23 protein-coding genes, 1 pseudogene and 1 riboswitch are annotated in these 26,847 nt (G+C 70.2%); of the genes and pseudogenes, 9 read left to right on the forward strand and 15 right to left on the reverse strand.

Annotated elements, in window-relative coordinates:
- Positions 1-47 precede the first annotated feature (47 nt).
- The gene (locus ACWC0C_RS11925; protein WP_449200697.1) at positions 48-1,058 is read right to left on the reverse strand and encodes a ribonucleotide-diphosphate reductase subunit beta; all 1,011 of its coding nucleotides are present in this window, start codon (positions 1,056-1,058) and stop codon (positions 48-50) included.
- A complete protein-coding gene (locus ACWC0C_RS11930) occupies positions 1,059-3,428 on the reverse strand; it encodes a ribonucleoside-diphosphate reductase subunit alpha (protein WP_450863491.1) in 2,370 nt (789 codons plus the stop codon).
- Positions 3,429-3,554: 126 nt separating this feature from the next.
- Positions 3,555-3,688, reverse strand: a riboswitch (cobalamin riboswitch).
- Positions 3,689-3,843: 155 nt separating this feature from the next.
- On the opposite strand from ACWC0C_RS11930, the gene ACWC0C_RS11935 reads away from it, so the two are divergent.
- Positions 3,844-7,464, forward strand: a complete 3,621-nt coding sequence (locus ACWC0C_RS11935; protein ID WP_450863493.1) for an ATP-binding protein — start codon at positions 3,844-3,846, stop codon at positions 7,462-7,464.
- A 5-nt stretch (positions 7,465-7,469) separates the two neighbouring features.
- Here the strand turns inward: ACWC0C_RS11935 and mctP are convergent, their stop codons facing one another.
- The 4 genes from mctP to nagB all read right to left on the reverse strand — a co-directional run bounded on the left by mctP (position 7,470) and on the right by nagB (position 11,774).
- On the reverse strand, positions 7,470-9,098 hold the full coding sequence (gene mctP, locus ACWC0C_RS11940; RefSeq protein WP_450863495.1) for a monocarboxylate uptake permease MctP: 1,629 nt from the start codon (positions 9,096-9,098) through the stop codon (positions 7,470-7,472).
- Positions 9,095-9,367: a DUF3311 domain-containing protein gene (locus ACWC0C_RS11945; RefSeq protein WP_450863497.1), complete on the reverse strand. Its 273-nt coding sequence runs from the start codon at positions 9,365-9,367 to the stop codon at positions 9,095-9,097. The genes mctP and ACWC0C_RS11945 overlap by 4 nt, the downstream gene beginning before the upstream one ends.
- A gap of 125 nt (positions 9,368-9,492) precedes the next feature.
- Positions 9,493-10,257 carry a GntR family transcriptional regulator gene (locus tag ACWC0C_RS11950; protein ID WP_449197327.1) on the reverse strand — a complete coding sequence of 255 codons (765 nt, stop codon included), beginning with the start codon at positions 10,255-10,257 and terminating at the stop codon, positions 9,493-9,495.
- Positions 10,258-10,988: 731 nt separating this feature from the next.
- Entirely contained in the window at positions 10,989-11,774 is a 786-nt protein-coding gene (nagB, locus tag ACWC0C_RS11955) for a glucosamine-6-phosphate deaminase (protein WP_450863499.1), read from the reverse strand.
- Positions 11,775-11,917: 143 nt separating this feature from the next.
- Here nagB and ACWC0C_RS11960 point away from each other — a divergent pair.
- Both ACWC0C_RS11960 and ACWC0C_RS11965 read left to right on the forward strand, forming a co-directional pair.
- Positions 11,918-12,023, forward strand: a pseudogene (locus tag ACWC0C_RS11960) (TetR/AcrR family transcriptional regulator); the annotation flags it as partial.
- 342 nt (positions 12,024-12,365) lie between these two features.
- Positions 12,366-13,832 (forward strand): sensor histidine kinase, encoded by a 1,467-nt coding sequence (locus ACWC0C_RS11965; RefSeq protein WP_450863648.1) that lies wholly within the window; start codon positions 12,366-12,368, stop codon positions 13,830-13,832.
- A 222-nt stretch (positions 13,833-14,054) separates the two neighbouring features.
- Here ACWC0C_RS11965 and ACWC0C_RS11970 read toward each other — a convergent pair whose 3' ends face one another.
- On the reverse strand, positions 14,055-14,312 hold the full coding sequence (locus ACWC0C_RS11970) for a WhiB family transcriptional regulator (protein WP_003992873.1): 258 nt from the start codon (positions 14,310-14,312) through the stop codon (positions 14,055-14,057).
- 332 nt (positions 14,313-14,644) lie between these two features.
- Complete coding sequence (locus ACWC0C_RS11975; RefSeq protein WP_450863501.1) at positions 14,645-15,613, reverse strand: diacylglycerol/lipid kinase family protein; 969 nt, start codon at positions 15,611-15,613, stop codon at positions 14,645-14,647.
- Positions 15,614-15,770: 157 nt separating this feature from the next.
- Here ACWC0C_RS11975 and ACWC0C_RS11980 point away from each other — a divergent pair, with 157 nt between their 5' ends.
- A complete protein-coding gene (locus ACWC0C_RS11980; RefSeq protein WP_449197324.1) occupies positions 15,771-16,205 on the forward strand; it encodes a hypothetical protein in 435 nt (144 codons plus the stop codon).
- Positions 16,206-16,211: 6 nt separating this feature from the next.
- Here the strand turns inward: ACWC0C_RS11980 and ACWC0C_RS11985 are convergent, their stop codons facing one another.
- From ACWC0C_RS11985 to ACWC0C_RS11995, 3 genes are all read right to left on the reverse strand, one after another.
- On the reverse strand, positions 16,212-17,324 hold the full coding sequence (locus ACWC0C_RS11985) for an RNA polymerase sigma factor SigF (protein WP_449197323.1): 1,113 nt from the start codon (positions 17,322-17,324) through the stop codon (positions 16,212-16,214).
- Between the two features lie 17 nt (positions 17,325-17,341).
- A complete protein-coding gene (locus tag ACWC0C_RS11990; RefSeq protein WP_009190566.1) occupies positions 17,342-17,758 on the reverse strand; it encodes an ATP-binding protein in 417 nt (138 codons plus the stop codon).
- A 323-nt stretch (positions 17,759-18,081) separates the two neighbouring features.
- Positions 18,082-18,342 carry a UBP-type zinc finger domain-containing protein gene (locus ACWC0C_RS11995; protein ID WP_449197322.1) on the reverse strand — a complete coding sequence of 87 codons (261 nt, stop codon included), beginning with the start codon at positions 18,340-18,342 and terminating at the stop codon, positions 18,082-18,084.
- Between the two features lie 61 nt (positions 18,343-18,403).
- On the opposite strand from ACWC0C_RS11995, the gene ACWC0C_RS12000 reads away from it, so the two are divergent.
- A complete protein-coding gene (locus tag ACWC0C_RS12000; protein WP_450863504.1) occupies positions 18,404-19,999 on the forward strand; it encodes a Na+/H+ antiporter in 1,596 nt (531 codons plus the stop codon).
- An 83-nt stretch (positions 20,000-20,082) separates the two neighbouring features.
- On the opposite strand, the gene ACWC0C_RS12005 is transcribed toward ACWC0C_RS12000, so the two are convergent.
- On the reverse strand, positions 20,083-20,982 hold the full coding sequence (locus tag ACWC0C_RS12005) for a 1-aminocyclopropane-1-carboxylate deaminase/D-cysteine desulfhydrase (RefSeq protein WP_450863506.1): 900 nt from the start codon (positions 20,980-20,982) through the stop codon (positions 20,083-20,085).
- 66 nt (positions 20,983-21,048) lie between these two features.
- The gene (locus ACWC0C_RS12010) at positions 21,049-21,642 is read right to left on the reverse strand and encodes an N-acetylmuramoyl-L-alanine amidase (protein WP_450863508.1); all 594 of its coding nucleotides are present in this window, start codon (positions 21,640-21,642) and stop codon (positions 21,049-21,051) included.
- A 323-nt stretch (positions 21,643-21,965) separates the two neighbouring features.
- Here ACWC0C_RS12010 and ACWC0C_RS12015 point away from each other — a divergent pair, with 323 nt between their 5' ends.
- The 4 genes from ACWC0C_RS12015 (at position 21,966) to ACWC0C_RS12030 (ending at position 25,581) form a co-directional block, all read left to right on the forward strand.
- Positions 21,966-23,372 carry a family 2B encapsulin nanocompartment shell protein gene (locus ACWC0C_RS12015; RefSeq protein ID WP_449197318.1) on the forward strand — a complete coding sequence of 469 codons (1,407 nt, stop codon included), beginning with the start codon at positions 21,966-21,968 and terminating at the stop codon, positions 23,370-23,372.
- Positions 23,373-23,484: 112 nt separating this feature from the next.
- The gene (locus tag ACWC0C_RS12020; protein ID WP_450863510.1) at positions 23,485-24,720 is read left to right on the forward strand and encodes a family 2 encapsulin nanocompartment cargo protein polyprenyl transferase; all 1,236 of its coding nucleotides are present in this window, start codon (positions 23,485-23,487) and stop codon (positions 24,718-24,720) included.
- Between the two features lie 232 nt (positions 24,721-24,952).
- Entirely contained in the window at positions 24,953-25,285 is a 333-nt protein-coding gene (locus ACWC0C_RS12025) for a DUF952 domain-containing protein (RefSeq protein WP_450863512.1), read from the forward strand.
- Positions 25,282-25,581: a hypothetical protein gene (locus ACWC0C_RS12030; protein WP_450863513.1), complete on the forward strand. Its 300-nt coding sequence runs from the start codon at positions 25,282-25,284 to the stop codon at positions 25,579-25,581. The genes ACWC0C_RS12025 and ACWC0C_RS12030 overlap by 4 nt, the downstream gene beginning before the upstream one ends.
- Here ACWC0C_RS12030 and ACWC0C_RS12035 read toward each other — a convergent pair.
- Positions 25,560-26,324 carry a VOC family protein gene (locus ACWC0C_RS12035; protein WP_450863514.1) on the reverse strand — a complete coding sequence of 255 codons (765 nt, stop codon included), beginning with the start codon at positions 26,322-26,324 and terminating at the stop codon, positions 25,560-25,562. The genes ACWC0C_RS12030 and ACWC0C_RS12035 overlap by 22 nt on opposite strands.
- 80 nt (positions 26,325-26,404) lie before the next feature.
- Entirely contained in the window at positions 26,405-26,821 is a 417-nt protein-coding gene (locus ACWC0C_RS12040; RefSeq protein ID WP_449197313.1) for a VOC family protein, read from the reverse strand.
- Positions 26,822-26,847: the final 26 nt, after the last annotated feature.

Raw genomic sequence — 26,847 nt, forward strand, 5'->3', positions numbered from 1 at the left:
CGCGCGCCGGTAGGCGTTCGGCGCGGTGCGTGAACGGCGAAGGAGGATCAGAAGTCCTCGTCCAGGTCGACCTTGCCCTCCACCGCGACCTGGTACGCCGACGGCCGGCGCTCGAAGAAGTTCGTCAGCTCCTGAACGCCCTGCAGCTCCATGAAGGAGAACGGGTTCTCCGAGCCGTACACGGGGGCGAAACCGAGGCGGGTGAGCCGCTGGTCGGCGACGCACTCCAGGTACTGCCGCATCGACTCGGTGTTCATGCCCGGCAGGCCCTCGCCGCACAGGTCGCGCGCGAACTGCAGCTCGGCCTCGACGGCTTCCTTCAGCATGTCGGTGACCTGCTGCCCGAGCTCGTCGTCGAACAGCTCCGGCTCCTCCTTGCGGACGGTGTCGACCACGTCGAAGGCGAAGGACATGTGCATCGTCTCGTCCCGGAACACCCAGTTGGTGCCGGTGGCGAGGCCGTGCAGCAGGCCCCGGCTGCGGAACCAGTAGACGTACGCGAAGGCGCCGTAGAAGAACAGACCCTCGATGCAGGCGGCGAAGCAGATCAGGTTGAGCAGGAAGCGCCGGCGGTCGGCCTTCGTCTCCAGCCGCTCCAGCTTGTCCACCGAGTCCATCCACGTGAAGCAGAACTGCGCCTTCTCGCGGATGGACGGGATGTTCTCCACGGCCGCGAACGCCGCCGCACGGTCGTCCGGGTCGGGGAGGTAGGTGTCCAGGAGCGTCAGGTAGAACTGGACGTGCACGGCCTCCTCGAAGAGCTGACGGCTCAGGTACAGCCGCGCCTCGGGGGAGTTGATGTGCTTGTACAGCGTCAGCACCAGGTTGTTCGCCACGATCGAGTCACCCGTCGCGAAGAAGGCGACCAGACGGCCGATGAGGTGCTGCTCCTCGGGCGTCAGCTTCGCGAGGTCCGCGACGTCCGAGTGGAGGTCGACCTCCTCCACGGTCCAGGTGTTCTTGATCGCGTCCCGGTAGCGATCGTAGAAGTCGGGGTAGCGCATGGGGCGCAGAGTCAGCTCGAAGCCGGGGTCGAGAAGGTTCTGGTTGCTGGGCATTTACTGGCAGGCCTCGCAGGACTCGGGGTTTTCCAGGGAGCAGGCGACGGCGTCGGGGTCGGTGGCCTGCTGGACGGGGATGGCGGCGGGGGTCTGCGCCTGGGCCGCGCGGGCGATGCGGGTCGCCGGGCGGGAGCGCAGGTAGTACGTCGTCTTCAGCCCGGACTTCCAGGCGTACGCGTACATCGAGGAGAGCTTGCCGATGGTCGGCGTCTCCATGAACAGGTTCAGCGACTGGGCCTGGTCCAGGAACGGGGTACGGGCGGCGGCCATGTCGATCAGCCCGCGCTGCGGGATCTCCCACGCCGTGCGGTACAGCGCGCGCACGTCCTCTGGGATCCACGCGAAGCCCTGCACCGAGCCGCCCGAGTCGCGCAGCGCCTCACGGGTGCGCGCGTCCCACACGCCGAGGCTCTTGAGGTCCTGCACCAGGTAGGAGTTGACCTGGAGGAACTCACCGGACAGCGTCTCGCGCTTGAACAGGTTCGACACCTGCGGCTCGATGCACTCGTACACGCCCGCGATGGAGGCGATGGTGGCGGTGGGCGCGATGGCCAGCAGCAGGGAGTTGCGCATGCCGACCTCGGCGATACGGCTGCGCAGGGCCGCCCAGCGCTCCGGCCAGGTCAGCTCGACGCCGTAGTGGTCGGGGTGCAGCACACCCTGGGCCGTACGGGTCTTCTCCCAGGCCGGCAGCGGGCCGCTCCGCTCGGCGAGGTCGGTGGAGGCCTCGTACGCGGCGAGCATGATCCGCTCGGCGATCCGCGTGGACAGGGCCTTGGCCTCGGGGGAGTCGAAGGGCAGGCGCAGCTTGAAGAAGACGTCCTGCAGACCCATCGCGCCGAGGCCCACCGGACGCCACTTGGCGTTCGACCGGCCCGCCTGCTCGGTCGGGTAGAAGTTGATGTCCACGACACGGTCGAGGAAGGTGACGGCGGTGCGGACGGTCTCGTCCAGCCGCGCCCAGTCGATGTCCCCGGTCGCTGTGTCGACAAAAGCACCGAGGTTCACGGACCCCAGGTTGCAGACCGCCGTCTCCCCGTCGTCCGTGACCTCCAGGATCTCCGTGCAGAGGTTGGAGGAGTGGACCACGTGGCCCGGCAGGGCCGTCTGGTTGGCGGTGCGGTTGGCCGCGTCCTTGAAGGTCATCCAGCCGTTGCCGGTCTGCGCGAGGGTGCGCATCATCCGGCCGTACAGCTCACGGGCCGGGATCGTCTTCTTCGCCAGGCCCGCCTGCTCGGCCTTGCGGTAGGCGGCGTCGAACTCCTCGCCCCACAGGTCCACCAGCTCCGGCACGTCCGCCGGGGAGAACAGCGACCACTGCGCGTCGGCGTTGACCCGGCGCATGAACTCGTCCGGGATCCAGTGCGCGAGGTTCAGGTTGTGCGTACGGCGGGCGTCCTCACCGGTGTTGTCCCGCAGCTCCAGGAACTCCTCGATGTCGGAGTGCCAGGTCTCCAGGTAGACGGCCGCGGCGCCCTTGCGCCGGCCGCCCTGGTTCACGGCGGCCACCGAGGCGTCCAGCGTCTTCAGGAACGGCACGATGCCGTTGGAGTGCCCGTTGGTGCCGCGGATCAGCGAACCGCGGCTGCGGATCCGGGAGTACGACAGACCGATGCCGCCGGCGTGCTTGGAGAGGCGGGCGACCTGGTGGTAGCGGTCGTAGATGGAGTCCAGCTCGTCCAGCGGGGAGTCGAGGAGGTAGCAGGACGACATCTGCGGGTGCCGCGTGCCGGAGTTGAAGAGCGTGGGGGAGGACGGGAGGTAGTCGAGGCGGCTCATGAGCCCGTAGAGCGCGGCGACTTCGTCCACGGAACGAGTGGTGTCGTCCTCGGCGAGGCCGCTCGCGACCCGCAGCATGAAGTGCTGGGGCGTCTCGATGACCTTGCGGGTGATCGGGTGCCGCAGCAGGTAGCGGCTGTGCAGGGTGCGCAGGCCGAAGTAGCCGAAGCGGTCGTCGGCCCGGCGGTCGACCAGCGCGTCGAGCCGTTCGGCGTGCAGCCGTACGAAGTCGGCGGTGCGGTCCGCGATGAGCCCTTCGCGGTGCCCCACGGCCACGGACCCGGTGAAGGACGTCACGCCCTGCGAGGCGGCCTCGGCGCGGATGGAGAGGGTCAGCAGCCGGGCGGCCAGCCGGGAGTAGGCGGGGTCCTCGGAGATGAGCCCGGCGGCGGCCTCCGTGGCCAGCTCGCGCAACTCCGCCTCGTCAGCGTGCGCCGACCGGCCGCGCAGCGCGGCGGCGGCGACCCGGCCGGGGTCGGCGTCGGGGAGGTCGGCGGTCAGCTCGGTCAGGGTCCGCAGCAGCACGGTACCGGGACCGTCGGTCTCCAGGCCGCTGGCTGAAGCCGGATCTGCTGGCGCGATGGTCACGTGGGGCTCTCCCTCGCTCGGCACGGGGGCCTTGCGGAGGGCAGGGGGCAGTCACGAGCGCGCACGGCGTCGCGTCCACCGGCCCACTCCACGAGGCCCGGACGTCTGAAGGCCACCCGGACCGGACGGCCGGGTGCGCTGACGGCAGGTCCTCGGACTGAACAGGCGTGCGGATGCGGATGCACGCAAGTACACCGTTGCGGGACAGTTCCGGATTCGCACCGGATTCCCCTGCGGCGACAGCGAGGACGAGCATACATCTTGTGCCGGGCTGTCGTGTCACCCCCAGATGTTGTGTCGGATCGGCTTCAGAGGGTCAACTCCCGAGTTGCAGGGCCCGGCTGGAGTGTTTCCATGGAAGTAGGTGCCCGCGGGTCCTCCGTACCGAGAGTCGGTCTCGGAAGGAGAACGCACCATGACGAGGATCGTCCGTCACCCGCCGGGCAAGGTGCGGCCGCGCAGTGCGCCGATGGCGACGCTGGAGGCGAGACATGCGTGGCGCCGGATCAGGCGGTTCTTCCTGGGCTACTGGCACCATCTGTCCATCACGCTGGAGGCCCGCCGCGATACCACCCGCCCCAAGAAGTGGCGCAGGTGGTTCTCGTACACCAACGTGATCCGGGTCATCTGGCTGATCCTCCTGATCGCACTCCTCGCCTGGGCCGTGGAAGGCCTCTGGATCCTGTTCACCCATCACACGACCCTCTTCGAGCAGTGGCGGAAGAGGTCGAGCACCGGGTTCGACTCAGTCCTGCGCTTCGTCGGTCCGCTCCTCGCCGCTTCGGTGGCCGCCGCCGTCTTCCTGTTCTTCTGGTACAGCTGGAGCAAGCGGCGCTACGTCGCCAAGGCGCGCAAGCATCCCCGCAAGCTGGTGCTCACCGCCGGGCCCGACATGGCCGAGGTCGTGGGCCGCGAGGAGGTCGCCCGGGTCATCGCCCAGCGGCTGCGGCAGCGCGAGACCCGCAGGCCTTATCTACTCGTCGGCGGTGTCGGCACGGGCAAGACGGCCGTCCTGGTGCGGCTCACCGAACTGCTGGCCCGGCAGCACGCCGTTCCCGTGCCGATCCGGCTGCGGGACGCCACCGGTGCGGATCTGAACTTCGAGCGCATGGCCAGGCAACGGTTCGCCGAGGAAGCGCCCCACGGCATTCTGGCGCGCACCAAGAACGACCGGGTCTGGCAGCAACTGCTCGCCGACGACAAGGTGATCGTCATCGCCGACGGCCTGGAAGAAGCGATCCTCGACGAGCGCCTCCAGGAGGACCGGGACAACATCATCCGCAGGGCCATCGAGCGCGCCCACGAGGAGAAGCTGCCCCTCGTCATCGCCTCCCGTCCGCACAGTCCGCTGGAGAGCACCCCCGCCGCGATCGTGGAGCTGGAGCCGCTGAGCGAGGAGGCGGCGCTGCACTTCGTCGAGGCGCGGGTACCGGATACGGACGAGCGCCGCGTGGACTGGATCGTGGAGACCGCGGAGGTCACCGAATCGCCCATCTACCTGCAGATCGCCCGCGAACTGCACCACCACGGCGACCTCGAACGCATTCGTCCGCGCAACGACAAGGACCGGCTGGACACCCGCAGCTGGGACCGCAGCACGCTGCGGCTGTGGCTCCTGGAGACCTGGGACCTCGCGTTGAGGGATGGTCGACTGCGCGAGGACGTCGAACTGAGCCCCCAGGAACGGAAGGACACCGTCGAGGTGGTCTCCGCGCTCGCGTGCATCGGACTGCTCCAGGACAAGCTTGAGGTCGGCTTTGCCGAACTGCTGGACAGTGACGTCCACCCCGGCCCGGCGCGGCGGACCCTGGCCCGGGCGGACCACCTGTGGTCCAGCGCACGCCGATTCGACCGGTACGGCAAGCGCGGGAACACCTTCTCGGAGTGGCACCGGGAGCGGATCTGGAACACGCTCTGCGGCCACCTGAGCCAGGACCAGAAAGAGCGTCTGACCAGGGGCAACATGGGCCAGTGCCAGACCACGCTCGCTCACTTCGCGGCCAATGCGAGCAAGCTGCAGCTGGTGGAGAGCTTCGAGAAGAGGGTCCGCTTCCCGCACAGCATCATCCAGGCCTATCTCGGCTTCCGCATGTTGCAGCACCTCGACGAGCGCGCCGCCGGCGAGCTCATCCAGCAGGCGCTGCAGCCGCCGGGCCCCAGCCGTGAGCTGCTCATCGCCCTGGTGCTGCTCTCCCGTTACCGAACGGCGAAGCTGTCGGTCAAGGGAGGCAGCGTCGGGGCCGAGGTGCACAAGTACTGGCAGGAGAGGGTGCGGCAGGCTCCCGTGTACGGCCGCCCCATGGCCGACCGGCTCTTCACGGCCGCGAACAGCCGCACGGACGACCCCAAGGCCCTCGATCTGTACGCGGCGGCCCTGGAGGTCGACAGCGTGGAACCCCGGCCGCGACTGCTCAGCGACATCGTCGCGAAGGTGCACGAACACTGGTGCGCCATCAAGGGCGACCGGCGCACCCTCGAGGACGCGAAGCTCGGACTGCTGAAGCAACTCGGTACGGCACTGCGCGCGGTCTCGGAGAAGACCGACACGATGCCGCTCTACGCCCAACTCTTCCAGATCGGCAAAGCTGAGCCCTCGTACGCCGTGCGGCTGGCCGCCGCCCAGGAGTTCGGCAGTGGCGGAACCGACGCGTTCGCCGTGATCCGGGAGAAGTTCGGACTGAACAACGACCCCGTCAGGGAGTACGACAAGCGGGTCGGCCTGCTGAGGGCCCGCAAGAGGAACGCATACCACCAGTGGACCGAGAGGATGCGGAAGGCGATGGCCGACCGTGCGTCCTCGCGGGGCGAGTCGTCCGCCGAGATCGATCGGCTGCAGGAGAAGCGGAAGGAGATCAAGCAGCACTACCGCGAGGCCCGCATCGAGCTGTCCAGGGAGTTCGTGATGCGGGCCTGGATGATCCCCATGCTCCTGGGCTCCGTCGACGACGCCCACCGGGACGAGGCCCGGGACCGCCTCACCAAGTGGCTGCGCCACCTCGATCCGAAGTACACCCATGGCCCTCCCGACCTGCCGCTCGCCCTGGAGGCCGCGCTGGCCCAGGGCTTCAAGTTCGCGGCCAACCGGCGTAAGCGCCACCCTTACTCGTACCCGGGCAGCCGAGCCGATCTGATCCGGCAGGCGGAGACCGTGCTGCAGCAGTCACGGTGCTGGTACACCCAGTTGACACTGCTTCAGGCGCTGTGTCTGTGGGAGCTCCCGGACAGCGCGCTGTGGCGGGAGTGCGACGGCGACCGGTCGCGTGCGGAGTCCCGGTCGATCGGCGGGACCAGCGCGGTGCAGACGGTGCAGCGCTGGCTGTCGATGGCGGGCACGGTGACCGGCGCTCCCGGCCGGCCCGGCGTGAACGGTGACTCACCCCAGCAGGTCCTGCATCCATTCGTCGCCGAGGCGGGCGACCTCGTGGCCATGGCGCTGGAGACCGGGCAGCCCGAGCGCTTCCTCTGGATCGACGAGAAGACCGTCACCGACAACATAGGCTCGCGCACCGGCGTCAACCGGGGCTACCGCAAGCACAACCTGTGGATCCCGCCCTCCGTCGGGTGGAGCACCCTCGACGGGCGCGCCCAGCGCCTCGTCGCGGACGTGCTGATCATGCTGAATCTGATCGAGCGGGACGGGTATCCCGACGAGGTCGAGGAACGGATGGCCCGCGCCGAGCGCCCCGGCATGTCGCTCCCGCCGTGCATCTGCACGAGCCGTGAGCCGCTGCGGCCCCACCTGCGGCCCGGCACCTCCGCCCCGCCCGATCCAGGCACCGCGTGCCTGCCCGACTGCAAGTTCCAGCTGTGCCCCTACCCGCCCCGGGGCGGGGTGCCCCGAGGGGAGGTCCGTGAGCCCTTCTGCCGTCAGCAGCAGGTCCTGCTGCCCGGAACCATACGCCGCTGTCTCCCCAGGCTGGTGCACCGAAAGACACCGCCCTGGGTCAGCATGCGCGTCCGCGAACTGGACCGCTTCTGGGACGCTATGGCCGGACGCACACGAGACGAGGGCGCCCGGCCGAGGCGCGTGGGCTAGCGGCCTTAGTGTGCGCTGCCCGCCGTTGCCGGCGGGAGCTCCACCTGGACGCCCGGGTCGCCCGCGTCCGCCGTGTAGTCCTCCGGCCTGGTCTCGTCCACGCCCTCGGGGGCCTTCACGGCCTTGAGGACGAAGGTGAGGACCACGGTGACCACGACGTTCAGGACGAACGCCGTGAGGCCGATGTAGCCGATCTCGCCGATGCCGGGGATCTCCTTCGCCGAGCCGCCGAAGTGCTTCTGGGTCGGGGAGGCGACGCCGTACGCGGCGAACGTGCCGTAGATCATGCCGGCCGCCCAGCCGGCGAGCAGGGCCCAGCGGTGGAACCAGCGGGTGAACAGGCCGCCGACCAGGGCCGGGAAGGTCTGCAGGATCCAGATGCCGCCCAGCAGCTGGAAGTTGATCGCGACCGTCTTGTCCATGGTGAGGACGAAGACCAGGGCGCCGACCTTCACCAGCAGGGACACGAACTTGGAGACCTGCGCCTCCTGCTTCGGCGTGGCGTCCGGCTTGATGAAGTCCTTGTAGATGTTGCGGGTGAAGAGGTTCGCCGCCGCGATGGACATGATCGCCGCCGGTACGAGGGCGCCGATGCCGATCGCCGCGAAGGCCACGCCCGCGAACCAGTCCGGGAACATGTCCTCGAACAGCTGGGGGATGGCCAGCTGGCCGTTGGTGACCTTGACGCCGGCCGCGATCGCCATGAAGCCCAGCAGGGCCAGCAGGCCGAGCATCAGGGAGTACAGCGGCAGGATCGTGGTGTTGCGGCGGATCACCTCACGGCTCTTGGACGAGAGGGTCGCGGTGATCGAGTGCGGGTACATGAACAGGGCCAGGGCCGAGCCGAGCGCCAGGGTGGCGTACGTCCACTGGCCCGCCTCCGGGGGCGCGAGCGCGCCGCGCGGCTTGCCGGTCGCCGGGTTGACCTGGCTGAACGCGTGGCCGGCCTTGGCGAAGATGTCGTCGAAGCCGCCCAGCTTGATCGGGATGTAGATGATCGCCACCGCGATGACGATGTAGATCAGCGCGTCCTTGACGAAGGCGATCAGGGCCGGGGCGCGCAGGCCGGAGGAGTAGGTGTAGGCCGCCAGCACACCGAAGGCGATCAGCAGCGGCAGGTCCCGTACGAACCAGTTGGTGCTGCTGTCCCCGCCGACACCCATCACGTCCAGCACCGCCTGGATGCCGACGAGTTGGAGCGCGATGTACGGCATCGTCGCCAGCATGCCGGTCAGCGCCACGGCCAGCGACAGGCCCTTGGAGCCGAAGCGGCCCCGGACGAAGTCGGAGGTGGTGACATAGCCGTGGCGGTGGCTGACCGACCACAGGCGCGGCAGGAAGGTGAAGATCAGCGGGTAGACCAGGATCGTGTACGGCACCGCGAAGAAGCCGGCCGCGCCCGCCGCGTAGATCGCCGCCGGTACGGCGACGAAGGTGTACGCCGTGTACAGGTCGCCGCCGAGCAGGAACCAGGTGATCCAGGTGCCGAACGACCGTCCGCCCAGGCCCCATTCGTCCAGGGAGTGCTCGTTCTCGGCCCTGCGCCAGCGGGCGGCGAGGAAGCCGATGACCGTGACGGCCAGGAAGAAGAAGATGAAGACGCCGAGCGCGACGCCGTTGACGCCGTTCTTCACTCCGCCTCACCGCCCTGCTGCGTGGCGCGGACGCGCTGGTCGCGCTGGTCGCGCTGCCACAGCTTGTACGCCGCCATCGTGAGCGCCGTGGAGATCAGCACCCAGAGCATCTGGTACCAGTAGAAGAACGGGATCCCGATGAAGGCGGGGCCGGTCTTGGCGTAGGAGCCGACCCAGAGCATCGCCACGAACGGCGCGACGAGACACAGGGCGATGATCACGCGGACCGGTGTGACCACCGGTGGTCTCACTTCAGGCGTATCGGACATGCCACGGCTCTCCGTCCCCTTGCTGATCACCTGGGTAATGCGCAGGCAATCTAGGTGACGGTGTCGTGGCAGTGGAAGACCTCGTCCGTATATCGGTATATCGATTCAGCGAACGTCCACAAGCCTTACTCGGTAGGCCGCTTGAGCCGCGCGACGAACTTGTACCGATCGCCCCGGTATACCGACCGGACCCACTCCACCGGCTTGCCCTCGCGGTCCACGGAGTGGCGGGAGAGCATCAGCATCGGCAGGCCCACGTCGGTGCCGAGCAGGCCCGCCTCGCGCGGGGTGGCCAGGGAGGTCTCGATGGTCTCCTCGGCCTCGGCGAGGTGGACGTCGTAGACCTCGGCGAGGGCGGTGTAGAGCGACGTGTACTTCACCAGGGAGCGGCGCAGGGCCGGGAAGCGCTTGGCGCTCAGATGCGTGGTCTCGATCGCCATCGGCTCGCCGTTGGCCATGCGCAGCCGCTCGATCCGCAGCACGCGTCCGCCGGGGGAGATGTCGAGCAGCCCGGCGAGTCGGTCGTCGGCGGTGATGTAGCCGACGTCCAGCAGCTGTGAGGTGGGCTCCAGGCCCTGGGCGCGCATGTCCTCGGTGTAGGAGGTGAGCTGCAGCGCCTGGGAGACCTTGGGCTTGGCGACGAAGGTGCCCTTGCCCTGGATGCGCTCCAGCCGGCCCTCGACGACCAGCTCTTGCAGGGCCTGGCGGACGGTGGTGCGGGAGGTGTCGAACTCGGCCGCCAGCGTGCGCTCGGGCGGGACCGGCGTGCCCGGTGCCTGCGTCTCCGTCATGTCGAGCAGGTGCTTCTTCAGGCGGTAGTACTTGGGCACGCGCGCCGTACGGACGGTCGTCCCGGCCTCGTTCTCCGCACTGCTGACGTCGGTGCTCATGCTCTGCCTTCCCGGCTCCGGCTGCCGAAAGCGACCGACCTGACATCGGTCACGGCTCACATCGTGGCACGGCTTCGGCCATCAGGACTCCACCCGCACGCTCCGTGATCTCCTCTATATACCGTCGCACCCGGTGTTGGTCTAGTCCATCGGGTAGGGCGGGTTGATCTCGACCCGCTACCGAGCGGCTGGAGGGCCGCCGGCACCCTGCCGGACACCGGCCGGGAAGACGGGACGCGGCCCACACGCACCCCCTCCCGCCACGAGCGCCCTTCCGGGTCGGCACCCCTGAGCCTCGCACCGATCTCGGCGTGCACCCTTTCCGATCCGCGGCCTGAGCTTCCTGCCGGTCCGGTCCGGGGCCCTGAGCTTCCTGCCGGTCGTGGCGTGCCCCTTCCGGTCGGGGATGCTGAGCCTCGTGTTGGTCTCGGGGTGGGGCCTTTCGGGCCTGGGGTCCTGAGCCGCTGCCGGTCTCGGGGTGGGGCCTTTCCGGTCTGGGGTCCTGGGCCCCTGCCAGTCTCAGGGCGCGGCCTTTCCGGTCTGGAGGCCTGAGGGCCCTGCTGGTCTCGGGGGGCCTTTCCGGTCCGTGGTCCTGAACTGCCTGCCGGTCCCGGCTCGCGTCCGGCCCTTCCTCGATCTCGGCGTTCCTGCCGGTCCCGGCGTGCGCCCCCTCCTGCACGTGGTCCTGGTACCCACTGCCGGTCCGGGGCGCGACCTCTTCCCCGTCCCCGTTAGATCCCCTGCCACTCAGGCTTGTTGGCGTAGGTGTGGCGGAAGTAGTCGGACAGCTTCAGCTTGGAGGCGGCCGCCTCGTCGACGACCACCGTGGCGTGCGGGTGCAGTTGGAGTGCGGAGGCGGGGCAGACGGCCGCGACCGGGCCCTCGACCGTCGCGGCGACCGCGTCCGCCTTGCCCTCGCCGGTCGCCAGCAGCACCAGGTGCCGGGCCTCCAGGATGGTGCCGATGCCCTGGGTGATGACGTGGTGCGGCACCTGCTCGATGTCGCCGTCGAAGAAGCGGGCGTTGTCGACGCGGGTCTGCTCGGTCAGCGTCTTGATCCGGGTGCGCGAGGCGAGGGACGAGCAGGGTTCGTTGAAGCCGATGTGCCCGTCCGTGCCGATGCCCAGCAGCTGCAGGTCCACCCCGCCGGCCTCGGCGAGCGCGCGGTCGTACGCCTGGCACGCCGCCCGGATGTCCTCGGCCGTGCCGTCGGGGCCGAGGAACGCGTCCATGCCGATGCCGAGCGGCTCCAGCACCTCCCGGCGCAGTACCGAGCGGTAGGACTCGGGGTGCTCGGCGGGCAGCCCCACGTACTCGTCGAGCTGGGCTATGCGCGCTCGCGAGGTGTCCACGGAGCCGGAGCGGACCTTCGCGGTGAGCGCCTGGTAGATGGGCAGCGGGGTGGAGCCGGTGGCCACGCCGAGCAGGGCGTCGGGCTTGCGTCGCAGCAGCTGGGCCATGGCCTCGGCGATCAGCTCGCCGCCCGCCGCGGCGTCCGGAACGATGACAACTTCCACGCTGGGCCTGCCGTTCTGAAGTGGGCTCTGTGCGTCAATGTGGTTTAGACCAATCTAACAGAATCGACGTCTGGCGGCGTAGGGGACGGCGGGCATCGGCACTCCGAGTCTGTACCCGGCCTTCGACGACAAGCGGACATGCCGCCGCGATGATCCATGGCATGTTCCAGCGGGCGCGCGACGGAGCGAGCCGAGCGGAACTGGAGGCACTCGCGGAAAATTGCCATGGCCATCTGGCCCCGCGGCTGACCGAGGCGGGCTAGGCTGCGTGGCATCGGGTGCCATCCGTCTTCGTCATACAGTCTTTGTGCATGCCGACAAGACCATGGACACACCATTGTGGTCTAGTCCACAATCAAAAGTGAACAAGCCTCCGTCTTCCCCGCACAGGAAGGCGGATCGAGGAACCGGAGCTCTCTGCCCTGACTGCCCCGGCTCCTCGACCTTCGGCCGACTGGGACCGCACACCCCACGGCCGATGATGCTCCGGGCTGCGGTGCCGGGAGGGTTGAGGGTCCCTTCCAGGCGCCGCGGCCCGCGGGTGTTTTTCGGCCATTCACACGTGCGGGTACGCTCGCAGACGTGCCCTCCATGAACGAACTGGTCCGCCAGCACACCGCCCTCGACGACTCCGATCTCGAGTGGCTCCATCTGCTGGTCTCGGAGTGGCAGCTCCTCTCCGACCTCTCCTTCGCCGACCTGGTCCTGTGGGTCCCCACCCGGGACGGCACCCGGTACGTCTCGGTCGCCCAGATGCGCCCCAACACCGGCCCCACCTCCTACCAGGACGACATGGTCGGCCACCTGGTCCCGCGCGGCCGCCGGCCCATGCTGGACGCGGCGCTGGACGAGGGCCGGATCGTGCGCGAGGGCGACCCGGAGTGGCGCGAGGAGGTCCCCGTACGGGTCGAGTCCATCCCGGTGCGGCGTGAGGGCCGTGTTCTCGGGGTGATCGCCCGCAACACCAACCTGCTCACCGTCCGCACCCCGAGCCGGCTGGAGCTGACCTATCTGCAGAGCGCCTCGGACCTCGCGCAGATGATCGCCGCAGGATCGTTCCCCTTCCCCGACCAGCAGGTCGACATGGACGCCTCGCCGCGGGTCGGCGACGGCCTGATCCGGCTGGACGCCGACGGTGTCGTCCAGTACGCCTCCCCGAACGCCCTGTCCGCCTACCACCGCCTCGGCCTCGCCGCCGATCTGGTCGGCCACCACCTCGGGCAGACCACCGCCGAACTCGCCCCGACCCGGGGTCCGGTGGACGAGGCGCTGGTCAAGCTCGCGAGCGGCTGGGCGCCGCGCGAGTTCGAGATCGAGGCCAACGACGGCGTCATCCAGTTCCGGGCGATCCCGCTCAAGCCCAAGGGCACCCGGATCGGTTCGCTGGTGCTGTGCCGTGACGTCACTGAACTGCGGCGCCGCGAACGCGAGTTGATCACCAAGGACGCGACCATCCGGGAGATCCACCACCGGGTGAAGAACAACCTCCAGACGGTCGCCGCGCTGCTGCGCCTGCAGGCCCGGCGCATCGGCTCCGACCGTGGCCGGGAGGCGCTGGAGGAGGCCGTCCGCCGGGTCGGCTCGATCGCGATCGTGCATGAGACGCTGTCCCAGAACCTGGATGAGCGGGTGGAGTTCGACGACATCGCGGACCGTGTGCTGGCGATGGTCGCCGAGATCTCGCCGGGCAAGGTGACCGGCCGGCGCAGCGGGCGCTTCGGGATACTCGACGCCGAGGTCGCCACCCCGCTGTCGATGGTCCTCACCGAGATCCTGCAGAACGCCCTGGAGCACGGCTTCCGCCAGGGCGACACCGGCACGGTCGAGGTCTCCGCGGTCCGTGGCGGTACGACCAAGGAGGCCCGCCTGCTCGTCACCGTCCAGGATGACGGGGTCGGTCTGCCCGAGGACTTCGACCCGCACCGCTCGGGCAACCTGGGCCTGCAGATCGTACGCACCCTGGTGGAGGGCGAGTTGGGCGGCTCCTTCGACATGGTCCCGGCGCCGGGGCGGGGTACCCGGGTGATCCTCGACATTCCGGTGCAGGCGCAGAAGTAGCACGTCGGGCAAGTCCCTTTACCCAAAGGCGCTTGTTACCCCAAAGGTGCTTGAGCGCAGCAAAAAGCCCCGGACCGTCGTTGGTCCGAGGCTCGTGCTCGTTGCTGCTCTGCTTATATCGCTAAGCGCATCGGGGGATACTGCGCGCTGCGGCTCGGGGGCGGGAGATGCGTGCGTGCCGCACGCGCCGCCAAGCTCAGGCTGTCAGCAGGGGTGGGTATGTCAGGCGGAGGCCTGACGGGCCCGGTTGCGGGCGGCGCGGCGCTTCATGGCGCGGCGCTCGTCCTCGCTGAGACCACCCCAGACGCCGGAGTCCTGGCCGGACTCGAGCGCCCACTGCAGACACTGCTCGATCACCGGGCAGCGACGGCAGACGGCCTTGGCTTCCTCGATCTGCAGCAGCGCAGGACCGGTGTTGCCGATGGGGAAGAAGAGCTCGGGGTCTTCCTCGCGGCAAACGGCGTTGTGACGCCAGTCCATGGCTGCTACCTCTCCTTGGTTCTTCTGAACGTATTACGTACAGGTTGCTTGTGAATGTGAACGCTTTCACGAATCCCTCAACAAGTGAAGGGCCGACCGCCGAGTCTTCCCCGGCGTGGTCCTTGGTTTGAAGAGGGGTTCCGGTGATCAGTGGAGGCCGGTGTTGCGGGCCGTCCCGATCGCCACGTAGAGACTCGCAAACCTCAGCGACGGATACAACCCCTTCCGGAAAGTTTTTTTTGATTCCTCGGTGTCGACTAGGTCACAGCCGTACTTCCATGGGGTGGATCCTGGCCTAAACGTTCGAGTGAAAGGACTTTTGCCTGTTCCGCTCACACAATCACACGCAGTGCACGGCGTACGCCTGTGAACGTCACGCTGGTACGCAGTCCGAGGTGGTCGCCGTCCATCTGAAGCGGCAGGGGCGCCTTCGAATGCAAGGTGAACTGGTCCAAGTCGTGCAGCGAGACGACATGTCGACCATGCGGTCCGCGCTCGGGGGACGAAGTGAGCAACTGGGTGCCATACCGGGCAACCGCGGCCGTCGACAGGCGGCTGAGACCGAGCACGTCGACGCCGGTATCGAACGAGGCCTTAGGCGATGTGTACATGGGGCGATTGCCGAGATAGGTCCAAGGGGACGTGTTCGAGACTATGGCGACCACAAGATCACTGATCGGGTCCTCGCCGGGCCGCTCCAGCGTGATCGAGCCGTGCCGGCGGTTCTGCTCGCCGAGGAACTGCCGGATCACCTGACGGACGTAGAGCGCGTGCGTCGACTTCTTCCCGCGCTCGCGCTGCTGTTCGACCCGGCCGACGACGCCCGCGTCGAAGCCGAGTCCCGCGTTGAAGGTGAACCATCGGTCCGGGACCGCCTCGTCCTCGGTGCCGGGTACGCCGGAGGCCAGGCCGAGGCCGACGACCCGTTCCCGGCCCTCGCGCAGTGCGTCCAGCAGGGCGCCGGTGGCCTCCACCGGGTCGTTGGGCAGGCCGAGGGCGCGGGCGAAGACGTTCGTGGAGCCGCCGGGTACGACGGCGAGGCCGGGCAGGCGGTCCGGGTCTGGGCCGGCGTGCAGGAGGCCGTTGACGACCTCGTTGACGGTGCCGTCGCCGCCGAGGGCGACCACGAGGTCGATGTCGTCGCTGTCGGCCGCCTGCCGGCCGAGGTCGCGCGCGTGGCCGCGGTACTCGGTGGTGACCGCCTCCAGCTTCATCTCGCTCGCCAGCGCGTGGATCAGGACGTCACGCCTGCGTGCGCTTGTGGTGGTTGCCGCCGGGTTGACCACGAGAAGTGCACGCATGGGAGGCAGCGTACCTACTGGGGGGTATCGGGCCCATACCGAGGTAGGGATCGGGTAAGAGGGGGTGGCGTGAGCCTGGACACGCCTTGGCCTGCGGGCCGGATTTCGAGTGCGGGCGAGTGGGGGCGCTTCCACCGCCCCCCGCTACCCTGCTGGGGTGAGCAGTGAGCAGAACCCCGCCCAGGACACCAACGGATCCCGTCCCCGTCGGCTGACGTACGCCGCCGTGCTGGCCGCGCTGGAGGGCGTCGCGCTGGTGGCCGGCGGGCTGTGGGTGCTCGTACTCGGGTTCACCGGCTCCCCGGACGACCGGCAGCAGGCCGTGACCCTCGGTGTCACCCTCGTCGTGCTCGCGCTGCTGCCGCTGCTCGCCGCGCGCGGACTGCTGCTGCGGCGCGGCTGGAGCCGCGGCCCGGCGGTGATCACCCAGCTCATGGCGTTGCCGATCGCCTACAACCTGCTCAAGGCCGACAGCATGGCCATCCCGGCCGGGATCGCCCTGGCCGTCGTGGCCGTGGCGGCGCTGGTACTGCTCGTCAACGGCGAGACGACCCGAGCCCTCGGCATCAAGGGACCGGGCCGCGCCGAATAACCGGCCTCACTCCTCGACGAGGAGCTTCTCCCGCAGCTGGGCCAGCGTGCGGGCCAGCAGCCGGGAGACGTGCATCTGGGAGATGCCCACCTCCTGCGCGATCTGCGACTGGGTCATGTTCCCGAAGAAGCGCAGCAGCAGGATGCGCTTCTCGCGCGGCGGGAGGTCCTCCAGCAGCGGCTTGAGCGATTCCCGGTACTCCACGCCCTCCAGCGCCTCGTCCTCCGCGCCGAGGGTGTCGGCGACCGCCGGGGACTCGTCGTCGGTGTCGGGGACGTCCAGGGACAGCGTGGAGTACGCGTTGGCGGACTCCAGGCCCTCCAGGACCTCCTCCTCGGAGATCGCGAGCTTCTCGGCCAGTTCGTGGACCGTGGGGGAGCGGCCGTGCAGCTGGGACAGCTCGGCCGTCGCCGTGGTCAGCGCGAGCCGCAGCTCCTGCAGCCGGCGCGGCACCCGCACCGCCCAGCCCTTGTCGCGGAAGTGCCGCTTGATCTCGCCGACGACGGTCGGCGTGGCGTACGTGGAGAACTCCACGCCGCGCTCCGGGTCGAACCGGTCGACGGACTTGATCAGACCGATCGTGGCGACCTGGGTGAGGTCGTCCAGCGGCTCGCCGCGGTTGCGGAACCGGCGGGCCAGGTGCTCCACGAGCGGCAGGTGCATGCGGACGAGCTGATTGCGCAGCTCCGCGTACTCCGGGCTGCCCTCCTTGAGCGTGCGCAGCTCCAGGAACATCGCCCGCGCCCCGCTGCGGTCGTGGGGGTCGTGCTGTGCGGCCTGCACGCGCTCCGCGCCCGGCGTGTCGTCCTCGGCGTACCGCTCGTGCTCGCTCATCGTCCCGCCCGTAGCCCTTCCCCGAGCTCTGGCTCCCGCGCGGCCATCGGAACCGGCGCCGCCGGATCCCTCCGGCGGTACGCCCTCCGCCGCACCGTCACCTGCGGCACGCGCGGAGTCGTCCTCCGGGTGCGGCCTGGCCTGCTCGGGGATGCCGTCGATGCCGTCCGCCATGCGGCGGGAACCATCCGGGGGAGCCTCCCCGGAGATGTCGCCCCCACTCGGCCAGGGGGCACCCCCGTCCCCGGCCGGCAGCTCTCGCGTGCCGCGCTCTTCGTCCCGCACCGGACCGTCCCCGTTCCTCACGCCGGGCCGGGGCCCGCGCCGCGCTGCTTGTAGAGGCTGATCGACACGGTCTTGTCCTCGTCGACGGCGGACGAGACCTTGCCCGCGAGGGCCGAGAGCACGGTCCAGGCGAAGGTGTCCCGCGAGGGGGCGTGGCCGTCCGTGGTCGGCGCCGAGACCGTGACCTCCAGCGAGTCGTCGACGAGCCGGAAGACACAGCTGAGCACGGAGCCGGGCACGGCCTGTTGGAGGAGGATCGCGCAGGCCTCGTCCACGGCGATGCGCAGGTCCTCGATCTCGTCCAGGGTGAAGTCCAAGCGCGCCGCGAGACCGGCCGTGGCCGTCCGCAGCACCGACAGGTAGGCACCCGCGGCCGGCAGCCGGACTTCCACGAAGTCCTGATTCGCCGCGGGCTCGCCTGCGATCTGGGACACCCTCACCTCCATGGTGGTACAAGCTTTACGGGGCCGAGGGTTGCCCCTCGGGGTAACGCGTACGTGGTTCGGCGGTGACGCTATCGCGCTCCGAACGTTCCTGTCCCCGGGACCCCAACCCCCCTGGCGTCACTCACAGTAAAGCTGTGCATACGCTCCGTGTCTAGAGGGTTTGCGGGCCCAAATGGGAAGAGCGCGCGCCGGGTTGACGTACCCAGACGTCAGACGCTCGAACCGTCGTGCGGCCACCGCCGCATGCAGTGTCACACGAGAACGCGGTCGGGCGGGAATGCGACCACGCGAGAACCCGCTGGGAAGAGGGCTCAGACGAGCACGTGGTCCACGAAGCACCACCGCCAGTCCTCGCCGGGTTCGAAGGTCCGCATGACCGGGTGACCGGACGTCTCGTGGTGCTGCGTCGCATGCCTCCCGGGCGAGGAGTCGCAGCAGCCGACATGGCCGCAGGTGAGGCACAGCCGCAGCTGCACCGGGTGCGTGCCGTCCCGCAGGCACTCCGGGCAGGTCGGGCCCAGCGGTTCCGGCTCCGGGTGCGGCAGCGCGTCGGCGTGCGTGCACTGTTTCATGATTGCCAGATTACGACGGGTGTGCGGGTGGCCGCGCGGAAAACGAGGGTGGGCGAGGATCATGGACGTGATGCCGCTGCTGTTGCTGGTGGCGGGCAGTGCGGCGATCGCGGGGGCCGCCCGGCGCACTCCGGTGCCGGCACCGCTGCTGCTGGTCGCCGTCGGCCTCGCGGTCTCCTACCTCCCCGGGGTCCCGCACTACACCCTGGACCCGCAGGTCGTCCTTCCGCTGGTGCTGCCCCCGCTGCTGTACAAGGAGGGCACCGAGAGCTCGTACCTCGATCTGCGGGCCCAGATGCGGCCCGTGGGGCTGCTGTCGATCGGGTACGTGCTCTTCGCGACCTTCGCCGTCGGCTGGGTCGCCTATCTCGTCGTCCCCGGGCTGCCGCTGACCGCCGCGCTGGTGCTGGGCGCGGTGGTGGCGCCGACGGACGCGGTCGCGGCCGCGGCGATCGCGCGCCGGGTCGGCCTGCCGTCCCGGATCACCACCATCCTCCAGGGCGAGTCCCTGCTCAACGACGCCACGGCGATCACCGCCTACAAGGTGGCCCTCGCCGCGGCCGTCGGCGAGGGCGCCACCTGGGCGGGCGGCATCGAGGAGTTTCTGCGGGTCGCGGTCGGCGGTGTGCTCGTCGGACTGGTGCTCATGGTGCCGATCCACTGGCTGCGCACCCATCTGAAGGAGGCCCTGCTCCAGAACACCCTCTCCCTGCTGATCCCGTTCGTCGCCTACGGCGTCGCCGAGCAGTTCCACGGCTCCGGCGTGCTCGCGGTCGTCGTGGTCGCGGTGTATCTCGGGCACCGCGCCTGGGAGGTCGACTTCGCCACCCGGCTCCAGGAGGACGCGGTGTGGCGGATGGTGGCCTTCCTGCTGGAATCGGCGGTGTTCGCGCTGATCGGCCTCCAGCTGCCCACCGTCCTCAAGGGGCTGGGCGCGTACAAGGGGGCCGACGCGGCCTGGTACGCGATCGCGGTCTTCCTGGCGGTCGTGGTGGCCCGTTTCGTCTGGGTCTACCCGGCCGCCTTCCTGCCCCGCGTGCTCTTCGCCCGGATCCGCGAGCGCGAGGAGAACCCCACCTGGCGGGCGGGCATCGTGACGTCCTGGGCCGCCATGCGGGGCGTGGTGTCCCTGGCCATCGCGTTCTCGATCCCGCTCACGGTCCACGGCGGCGCCCCCTTCCCGCAGCGGAACCTGATCCTCTTCCTCACCTTCACCACGGTCATCGGCACCCTCGTGGTGCAGGGCCTCACGCTCGCGCCGCTGATCCGCCTGATGCGGTTCCCCGGCCGCGACCCGCAGGCCGAGACACTCGCCGAGGCCAACGCCCAGGCGCAGGCCTCCCGGGCCGCCGAGAGCCGCCTCGACGACCTCCTCTCCGACGAGCGCAACGCCCTGCCCCCGCCGCTCGCCGACCGGCTGCGCACGGTCCTGGAGCGCCGCCGCAACGCCGTCTGGGAGCGCCTCGGCCAGACCAACCCCATCACCGGCGAGTCCGTCGACGACACCTACCGCCGCCTGTCCCGCGAGATGATCAGCGCCGAACGCGAGGTCTTCGTCAAGCTCCGCGACCACCGCTACATCGACGACGAGATGCTGCGCGCGCTGCTCAGGCGCCTGGACCTGGAGGAGGCGGCGGCCTACCGGGAGGCGGGTTAGGGCCTGTCCGGCGGATCAGGTCGCAGGAAAGTGACGGCGCCTCATCAGCCCCCGCGTCTGCGACAGGATCCGCCGGACAGGCCCTAGCCCTGCGGGAACGGCCGGCCGGTGACGACGGCCGCGATCGCCGTCCCGCGCGCGTAGGCGCCTTCTTCCGCGAGGGCGACAAGCCCGTAGAGCAACTTGGCGACATAGAGACGCTCGACGGGCAGTCCGTGGCGGTCCTCGAAGTCCTGGGCGAAGGCGTGCAGTTCGGGTGTCGTACGGGCGTAACCGCCGAAGTGGAAGCGGTCGTCGAGGGACCAGGAGCCGGTACGGACGCCGAAGGCACGTTCCTGCAGTGCCTGTACGTCGCCGTCCAGGAAGCCGCCCTTGAGCACCGGCACGCCGAGCGCCCGCTGCCCTGCCGCCAGCCCGGCGGCCAGCCCCGCGAGCGTCCCGCCGGTGCCGCAGGCGACGGCCACGACGTCGGCGTGCCCGCGCAGTACCTCGCCGAGCGCGCGGCAGCCGCGGACGGCCGCGCCGTTGCTGCCGCCTTCCGGTACGACGTACGCCTCCTCGGCGCCGGCCGCGCGCAGGATCGCCGCCAGGGTCTCCGGTTCGTTCTTGCGTCGGTACGTCGACCTGTCGACGAAGTGCAGCCGCATGCCGTCCGCCGCGCAGCGCGCCAGGGAGGGGTTGAGCGGACGGTCGGCCAGCTCCTGGCCGCGGACCACGCCGGTGGTCGGCAGCCCGAGCAGGCGCCCCGCGGCGGCGGTGGCACGCAGGTGGTTGGAGTAGGCCCCGCCGAAGGTGACCAGCGGGCGGCCTTCCGCCGCCTCGATGTTCGGCATCAGCTTGCGCCACTTGTTGCCGATGAGGTCCGGGTGGATGAGGTCGTCGCGTTTCAGGAGCAGCCGGAGTCCGCGCCGCTCGAACCGGTCGTCCCTGACTTCCTGGAGAGGCGAGGGGAGGCGGGGGGAGAGCGGGGTCCGGCTGGTCACCGCTTCATTGTCGCCCGGGGTAGGGGCTGGGCGGGGGTGGGGGCTCGGCGGGGATGGGGTCGCCTGCTACCCCTTCAGCCGCTCCGCCACCCGATCCCGTAGCCATTCCATGCCGAACCCCCGCGGATCCACCTTCCCCGGCTGCCACTCCAAGTGGCCGATGACCGATCGCTCGGTCCAGCCGTGCCGGCGGCACACCGCGGCGGCGACCCGTTCGATCGCGTCCAGCTGGGCCTGCGGCCAGGGATCCGCACCGTCGCCCAGGTTCTCGCACTCGAAGCCGTAGAAGTGCCGGTTGCCGTCGGTGTTCGCCTCGTTGTCCGGCGGCAGCCCCTTCTCGGCGATGAGCGCGCGCAGTACGTCGTCGTCGCCGAGGCCGGCGTGGTTGGCGCGGCCGTAGCCGACCAGGTGGACGGTGCCGTCCTTGGTGATCACCCCGTGGCACAGCGGGCCCGGCAGCGCGGGATGGCCGTCCCGGCAGACCTGCACCGTGTGCGCGCTGCCCCGGGTCACCGTGTGGTGGATCATCACGCCGTGGACGGGCCCCCACGGGCCCTTGTGGTTGCGGTTGTGGTTCCGCCAGTCGCCGACCTCGACGACCGTGACGTCCTCTGCTCGCAAGGTGTCCAGGAACCCGCTCGCGGACATGGGTGGGGCCATGCCGCCTCCTTCGTGCCGTGCCGGTCTTCTCCGGTCTTCAACGACACCTCTACCGAAACCGGACGGCCCGGACCACATCGTTCGCACGCCGTGCGAGCCGATCCGGACAGCCGGTGCCAGTCCGTCGGGCGCGTCGGGCGCGGTGGGCGCGGTGGGCCCAGCGGGCGCGGCGGGCCAGGGGTCCCTCGATGTGCCCAGTAATGCGATGATCCATTCCCGCTCTTTCGGGTAATGGCGTGACTACGGTCCGTGCTGGAAGGCTCGGTGCCGAGACCGGTGCCCCCGGCGATTCGGCACCGGGCATACCTGGGAGGCAATGCTTCATGTCGGTAGGCGAAGAGGTCCGCACGGATCAGGGCAAGCCGCAGCAGTCCCTCGGGACGGCGGCCGCGCGGAACCTGGCCACCACCACCAAGTCCGTTCCGCAGATGCAGGAGATCAGCTCCCGCTGGCTGCTGCGCACGCTCCCGTGGGTCGACGTACAGGGTGGCACGTACCGGGTCAACAGGCGGCTCACGTACGCCGTCGGTGATGGCCGTATCACCTTTGTGAAGACCGGGGACCAGGTCGAGGTCATCCCGGCCGAACTCGGCGAACTGCCCGCTCTGCGCGGTTACGAGGACGAGGAGGTGCTGACGGAGCTGGCCCGCCGCTGCCGTCAGCGTGACTTCGCGTCCGGCGAGGTGATCGCCGACTTCGGCAACCAGACGGGCGAGGTGTACCTGCTGGCGCACGGCAGGGTCGAGAAGATCGGCACCGGCCCCTACGGCGACGACGCCGTCCTCGGAGTCCTCGCCGACGGCGCCTACTTCGGCGACCAGGCGCTGCTGGACCCGGACGCCATCTGGGAGTACACCGTCCGCGCCGACACCCCGACCACCGTGCTGATCCTCAGCCGCCAGGACTTCCAGCAGGTCGCCGAGCGCTCGGACAGCCTGCGCGCACACCTCGAGCAGTTGCGCTCGCTCCCGGAGCAGCGGACCAACAAGTACGGCGAGAAGGAGGTCGAGCTGGCGGCCGGTCACTCCGGCGAGCCCGACATCCCGCACACCTTCGTGGACTACGAGTCCCGGCCCCGCGAGTACGAGCTGAGCATCGCCCAGACCGTGCTGCGCATCCACACGCGCGTGGCCGATCTGTACAACCAGCCGATGAACCAGACCGAGCAGCAGCTCAGGCTCACGGTCGAGGCGCTCAAGGAGCGCCAGGAGCACGAGCTGGTCAACAACCGCGACTTCGGTCTGCTCCACAACTGTGAGTACGACCAGCGGATCCAGCCGCACGACGGCGTACCCAGCCCCGACGACATGGACGAGCTGCTCAGCCGCCGGCGCAGCACCAAGCTGTTCCTGGCCCACCCGCGCGCGATCGCCGCGTTCGGGCGCGAGCTGAACAAGCGGGGACTGGTCCCGGAGACCGTCGAGATCGGCGGCAACCGCATCCCGACCTGGCGCGGAGTGCCGATCTACCCGTGCAACAAGATCCCGGTCACCCCGGAGCGTACGACCTCGATCATCGCGATGCGTACCGGTGAGCAGGACCAGGGCGTCGTCGGCCTCAGGCAGTCGGGCATCCCGGACGAGATCGAGCCGAGCCTGTCGGTCCGGTTCATGGGCATCAACGAACAGGCCATCATCAAGTACCTCGTGACGGCCTACTACTCGGCCGCCGTACTGGTGCCCGACGCGCTCGGCGTGCTGGAGAACGTCGAGATCGGCCGGTGGAGGTGACGTTTCCGCACTTCGCGGCCGTGTCCCCGCCCGCCGGGGAGGGTAGACCCTCGGAACATGTGTCCGGCCGGGCCGGCGACGCCGGTGTCCGCGGACCTGGCGAGGGGGAGACATGGCCGAGTTCATGACGGAGACCGAACAGCGTTCCCCCGCCGCGCCGCACCCCGGCACGGCGGGGGACCGGCCGCGGGGGACCGGCGCCGCGGGTGCCGGTCCGATGGAGGAACAACCCGAGGAACAACCTGAGGGTCAAGCCGGGGGGCAACCCAAGGGACAACCCAAGGGACAACTCGAACGGCATCCCGAGGCGCCTCTCGAAGGACACGAGGCGGTGGCGCTGCTGGAGCGCACCCGGGCCCTGGTCGACCCGGAGCTGCGCGCGGCCCTGGAGTCGCTGCCCGGCTCCATGCGCCGCATCGCGCTCTACCACTTCGGCTGGCAGCACGCGGACGGCAGCCCGGCGACGGGCAACGCCGGCAAGGCCATACGGCCCGCGCTCGTCCTCGCGGCGGCCTCCGCCCTCGGCGGAGCGGCGGCCCGTACGGCGGCGGTCCGGGCGGCGGTGGCGGTGGAACTGGTCCACAACTTCACGCTGTTGCACGACGACGTGATGGACCGGGACACCTCCCGCCGGCACCGGCCCACGGCCTGGACCGTGTTCGGCGACGCGGACGCGATCCTCGCCGGTGACGCCCTCCAGGCGCTGGCCCTGCGGCTGCTCGCCGAGGACCCGCACCCCGCCGCCGGGCCGGCCGCGGCCCGGCTCGCGGACTGTGTCGTGGAGCTGTGCGCCGGCCAGCACGCCGACACGGACATGGAGCGCCTCGCCCCGGGCGAGGTCACCCTCGACGAGGTGCTCGCCATGTCCGAGGCGAAGACCGGCGCGTTGCTGGGCTGCGCCTGCGCCCTGGGCGCGCTGTACGCGGACGCCGGCGCCGAGGACGTGGCGGCGCTGGACGGCTTCGGTCGCCAGGCCGGGCTCGCCTTCCAGCTGATCGACGACGTCATCGGCATATGGGGTGACCCCCGGCACACCGGGAAGCCGGCCGGCGCCGATCTCACGGCGCGCAAGAAGTCGCTGCCCGTGGTGGCGGCCCTGTCCTCGGGCACGCAGGCGGCGGCCGAACTCGCCGAGCTGTACGGCAAGCCGTACGTCTCCGGCGACATCGAGGGCATCGCGCGTACGGCACTGGCCGTGGAGCGGGCCGGCGGCCGGGACTGGGCGCAGGCCGAAGCGGCCGACCGGATGGCCCGCGCCGTGCAGGAGCTGTCCCGCGCGGTCCCCGCCCCCGAGGCGGCGGGCGGTCTGCTGGCACTCGCCGAGTTCGTGACCCGGCGCAGCAGCTGAGCGCTGCCGGCACCGGCAGCCGAGAAGAACCCGGAGTCCCGGGCCCGTGCGGCTCCTGACCCCGCACGATCACCGGGCTCCGGCCAGACGGGCCTCGCACATCCCCACATGTGCGGGGCCCGTTGCTGCGACTTCCACGGAAAGAGACCGGCTTGCGCGAGCTCACCTACTCCGTCGCGTCCAAGCGCTGAGCCCGCCGCCGACGCCGTACCGGACGCCGTACCGTGAGCGCATGCCGAAACTGCCCCGTATCTTCCACATCACCGAACGCTCCCTGTGGGAGGCGGCGCGTGAGCGCGGCACCTATGAGGTGTCGACCCGTGGCCGTACCCTCCAGGAGGAGGGTTTCATCCACTTCTCCACCCGCGAACAGCTCCCGCGCATCGCCGAGTTCCTCTACGGCGGCTACGACGGCCCGGACGAGCTGGTCGTGCTGGTCGTGGACCCGGCCCTGGTGGGCGTGCCGGTGAAGTACGAGGCCGTGGAGCCCGGCGGGGAGGAGTTCCCGCATGTGTACGGGCCGGTGCCGGCCGACGCCGTGGTGGACGTGGAGTCCTGGGGGTGACCGGACAGGGGGGAACGGCTCGCCGCCGGTGGTGGCGGTGGGCGGTGGCGGCCTGGACGGTCGCCGTGGCCGTGGGCGGCGGACTCACGCTCGTACTCCAGGAGGACGCCCGGCCGCAGCGGCCGCACGTCTGGGAGGACGGGCACGGAGTCGGCGGCCCGTCGCCGGGCGCGCGGCGCCTGCCGCGGCAGCCGCTGGGCGACGACCCCTCCTGCCCGCCGAGTCCGCCGGCGCGAACGGCCCCGGCAGCCGGCCACCCCGCGGTCATCTGCCTCTACGCCACGGCGACTCCCTGACCGCCGCCCGGCAGGCCGCCCGTCTCCGGGTCCCGGCCGGTCAGGCAGTAGATGCCGCCCGCCGGATCGCGCATCACCGTCCAGTGCGGGCCGTGGTGCACCGGGACGGCGCCGTGTTCCTCGTGCCGGGCGCGGACGGCGTCGATGTCCGCGCAGGCGAGGTCGGGATGGGCGGAGGCGGGCCGGTCGGCGTCGAGCCGCTGGAGCAGGATCCGGACGGGCAGCCCCGCAGGCGGCTTCAGCACCTCGAACTCCGGCCGCGAACCCCGCAACCGCTCCCAGCCGGTGAGCCCGGCCCAGAAGGCGGACTCGGCGGCGTACCCGGACGGCGGGATGTCCAGGCACACCTGGTCCAGCCGGCTGCCCGCCACCACCGGCGGCCGTAGCGTCTCCCCCTGCCAGGGCACGGCACAGCACAACTGCCCCGCCGGAGAGCGCAGTACGGCCCAGTCGCCGTGGTCCGCCACCAGCTCCGCGCCGAGTGCGCGGGCCCTCCCGGTCAGCTCCGCCACGTCCTCGGCGCACAGGTCGAGGTGGGCGCCGCCGGCACCCTCGGTGACGCCCTGGAGCTTCACGCACGCGTCCGTCCCGGCGGCTGTCTCGGGCAGCAGGGTCGTGAACTCGCTCCGCTCACCGCGGGGTTCGGACGCATGGGTGCCGGTGACGGCCGTCCAGAAGGCGCGGGCCTCGGGCAGCAGCTCGGCGGGCCGGTCGATGAAGGCGTACGTCCAGCGAATGATCACGGGGTGAGTTTAGGCGCGGACTCCTCGACAGATCCGGGTAATTCACGCGAGCCCGTCACCTGAGCCGTCACGCGGGTCCTTCACTCCGCGGGGCGCTGGAGGAAGCGCAGCTGGTTGCCCGCGGGGTCCCGGAAGGCGCAGTCGCGCACGCCGTACGGCATGTCCATCGGTTCCTGGATCACATCGGCGCCGGATTCCAGGACGCGGGCGAAGAGGGCGTCGCAGTCCTCGGTGGTGAAGTTGACCCCGCGCAGCACGCCCTTGGCCAGCAGCTGCTCCATCGCCTCACGGTCGGCGGGGGAGAGGTCGGGGTTGGCGGCGGGCGGCTCCAGGACGATCGACACGTCCGGCTGCAGCGGCGACCCGACGGTCACCCACCGCATTCCCTCGTACTTGACGTCGTTGCGGATCTCCAGGCCCAGGACGTCGCAGTAGAACGCGATCGCCTTGTCATGGTCGTCGACGGCGATGAAACAGGTCTGAAGTTTCAGGTCCATGGTGCCAACCTAAGGTCGATAAGGGC

Source organism: Streptomyces sp. NPDC001709 (assembly GCF_053596375.1).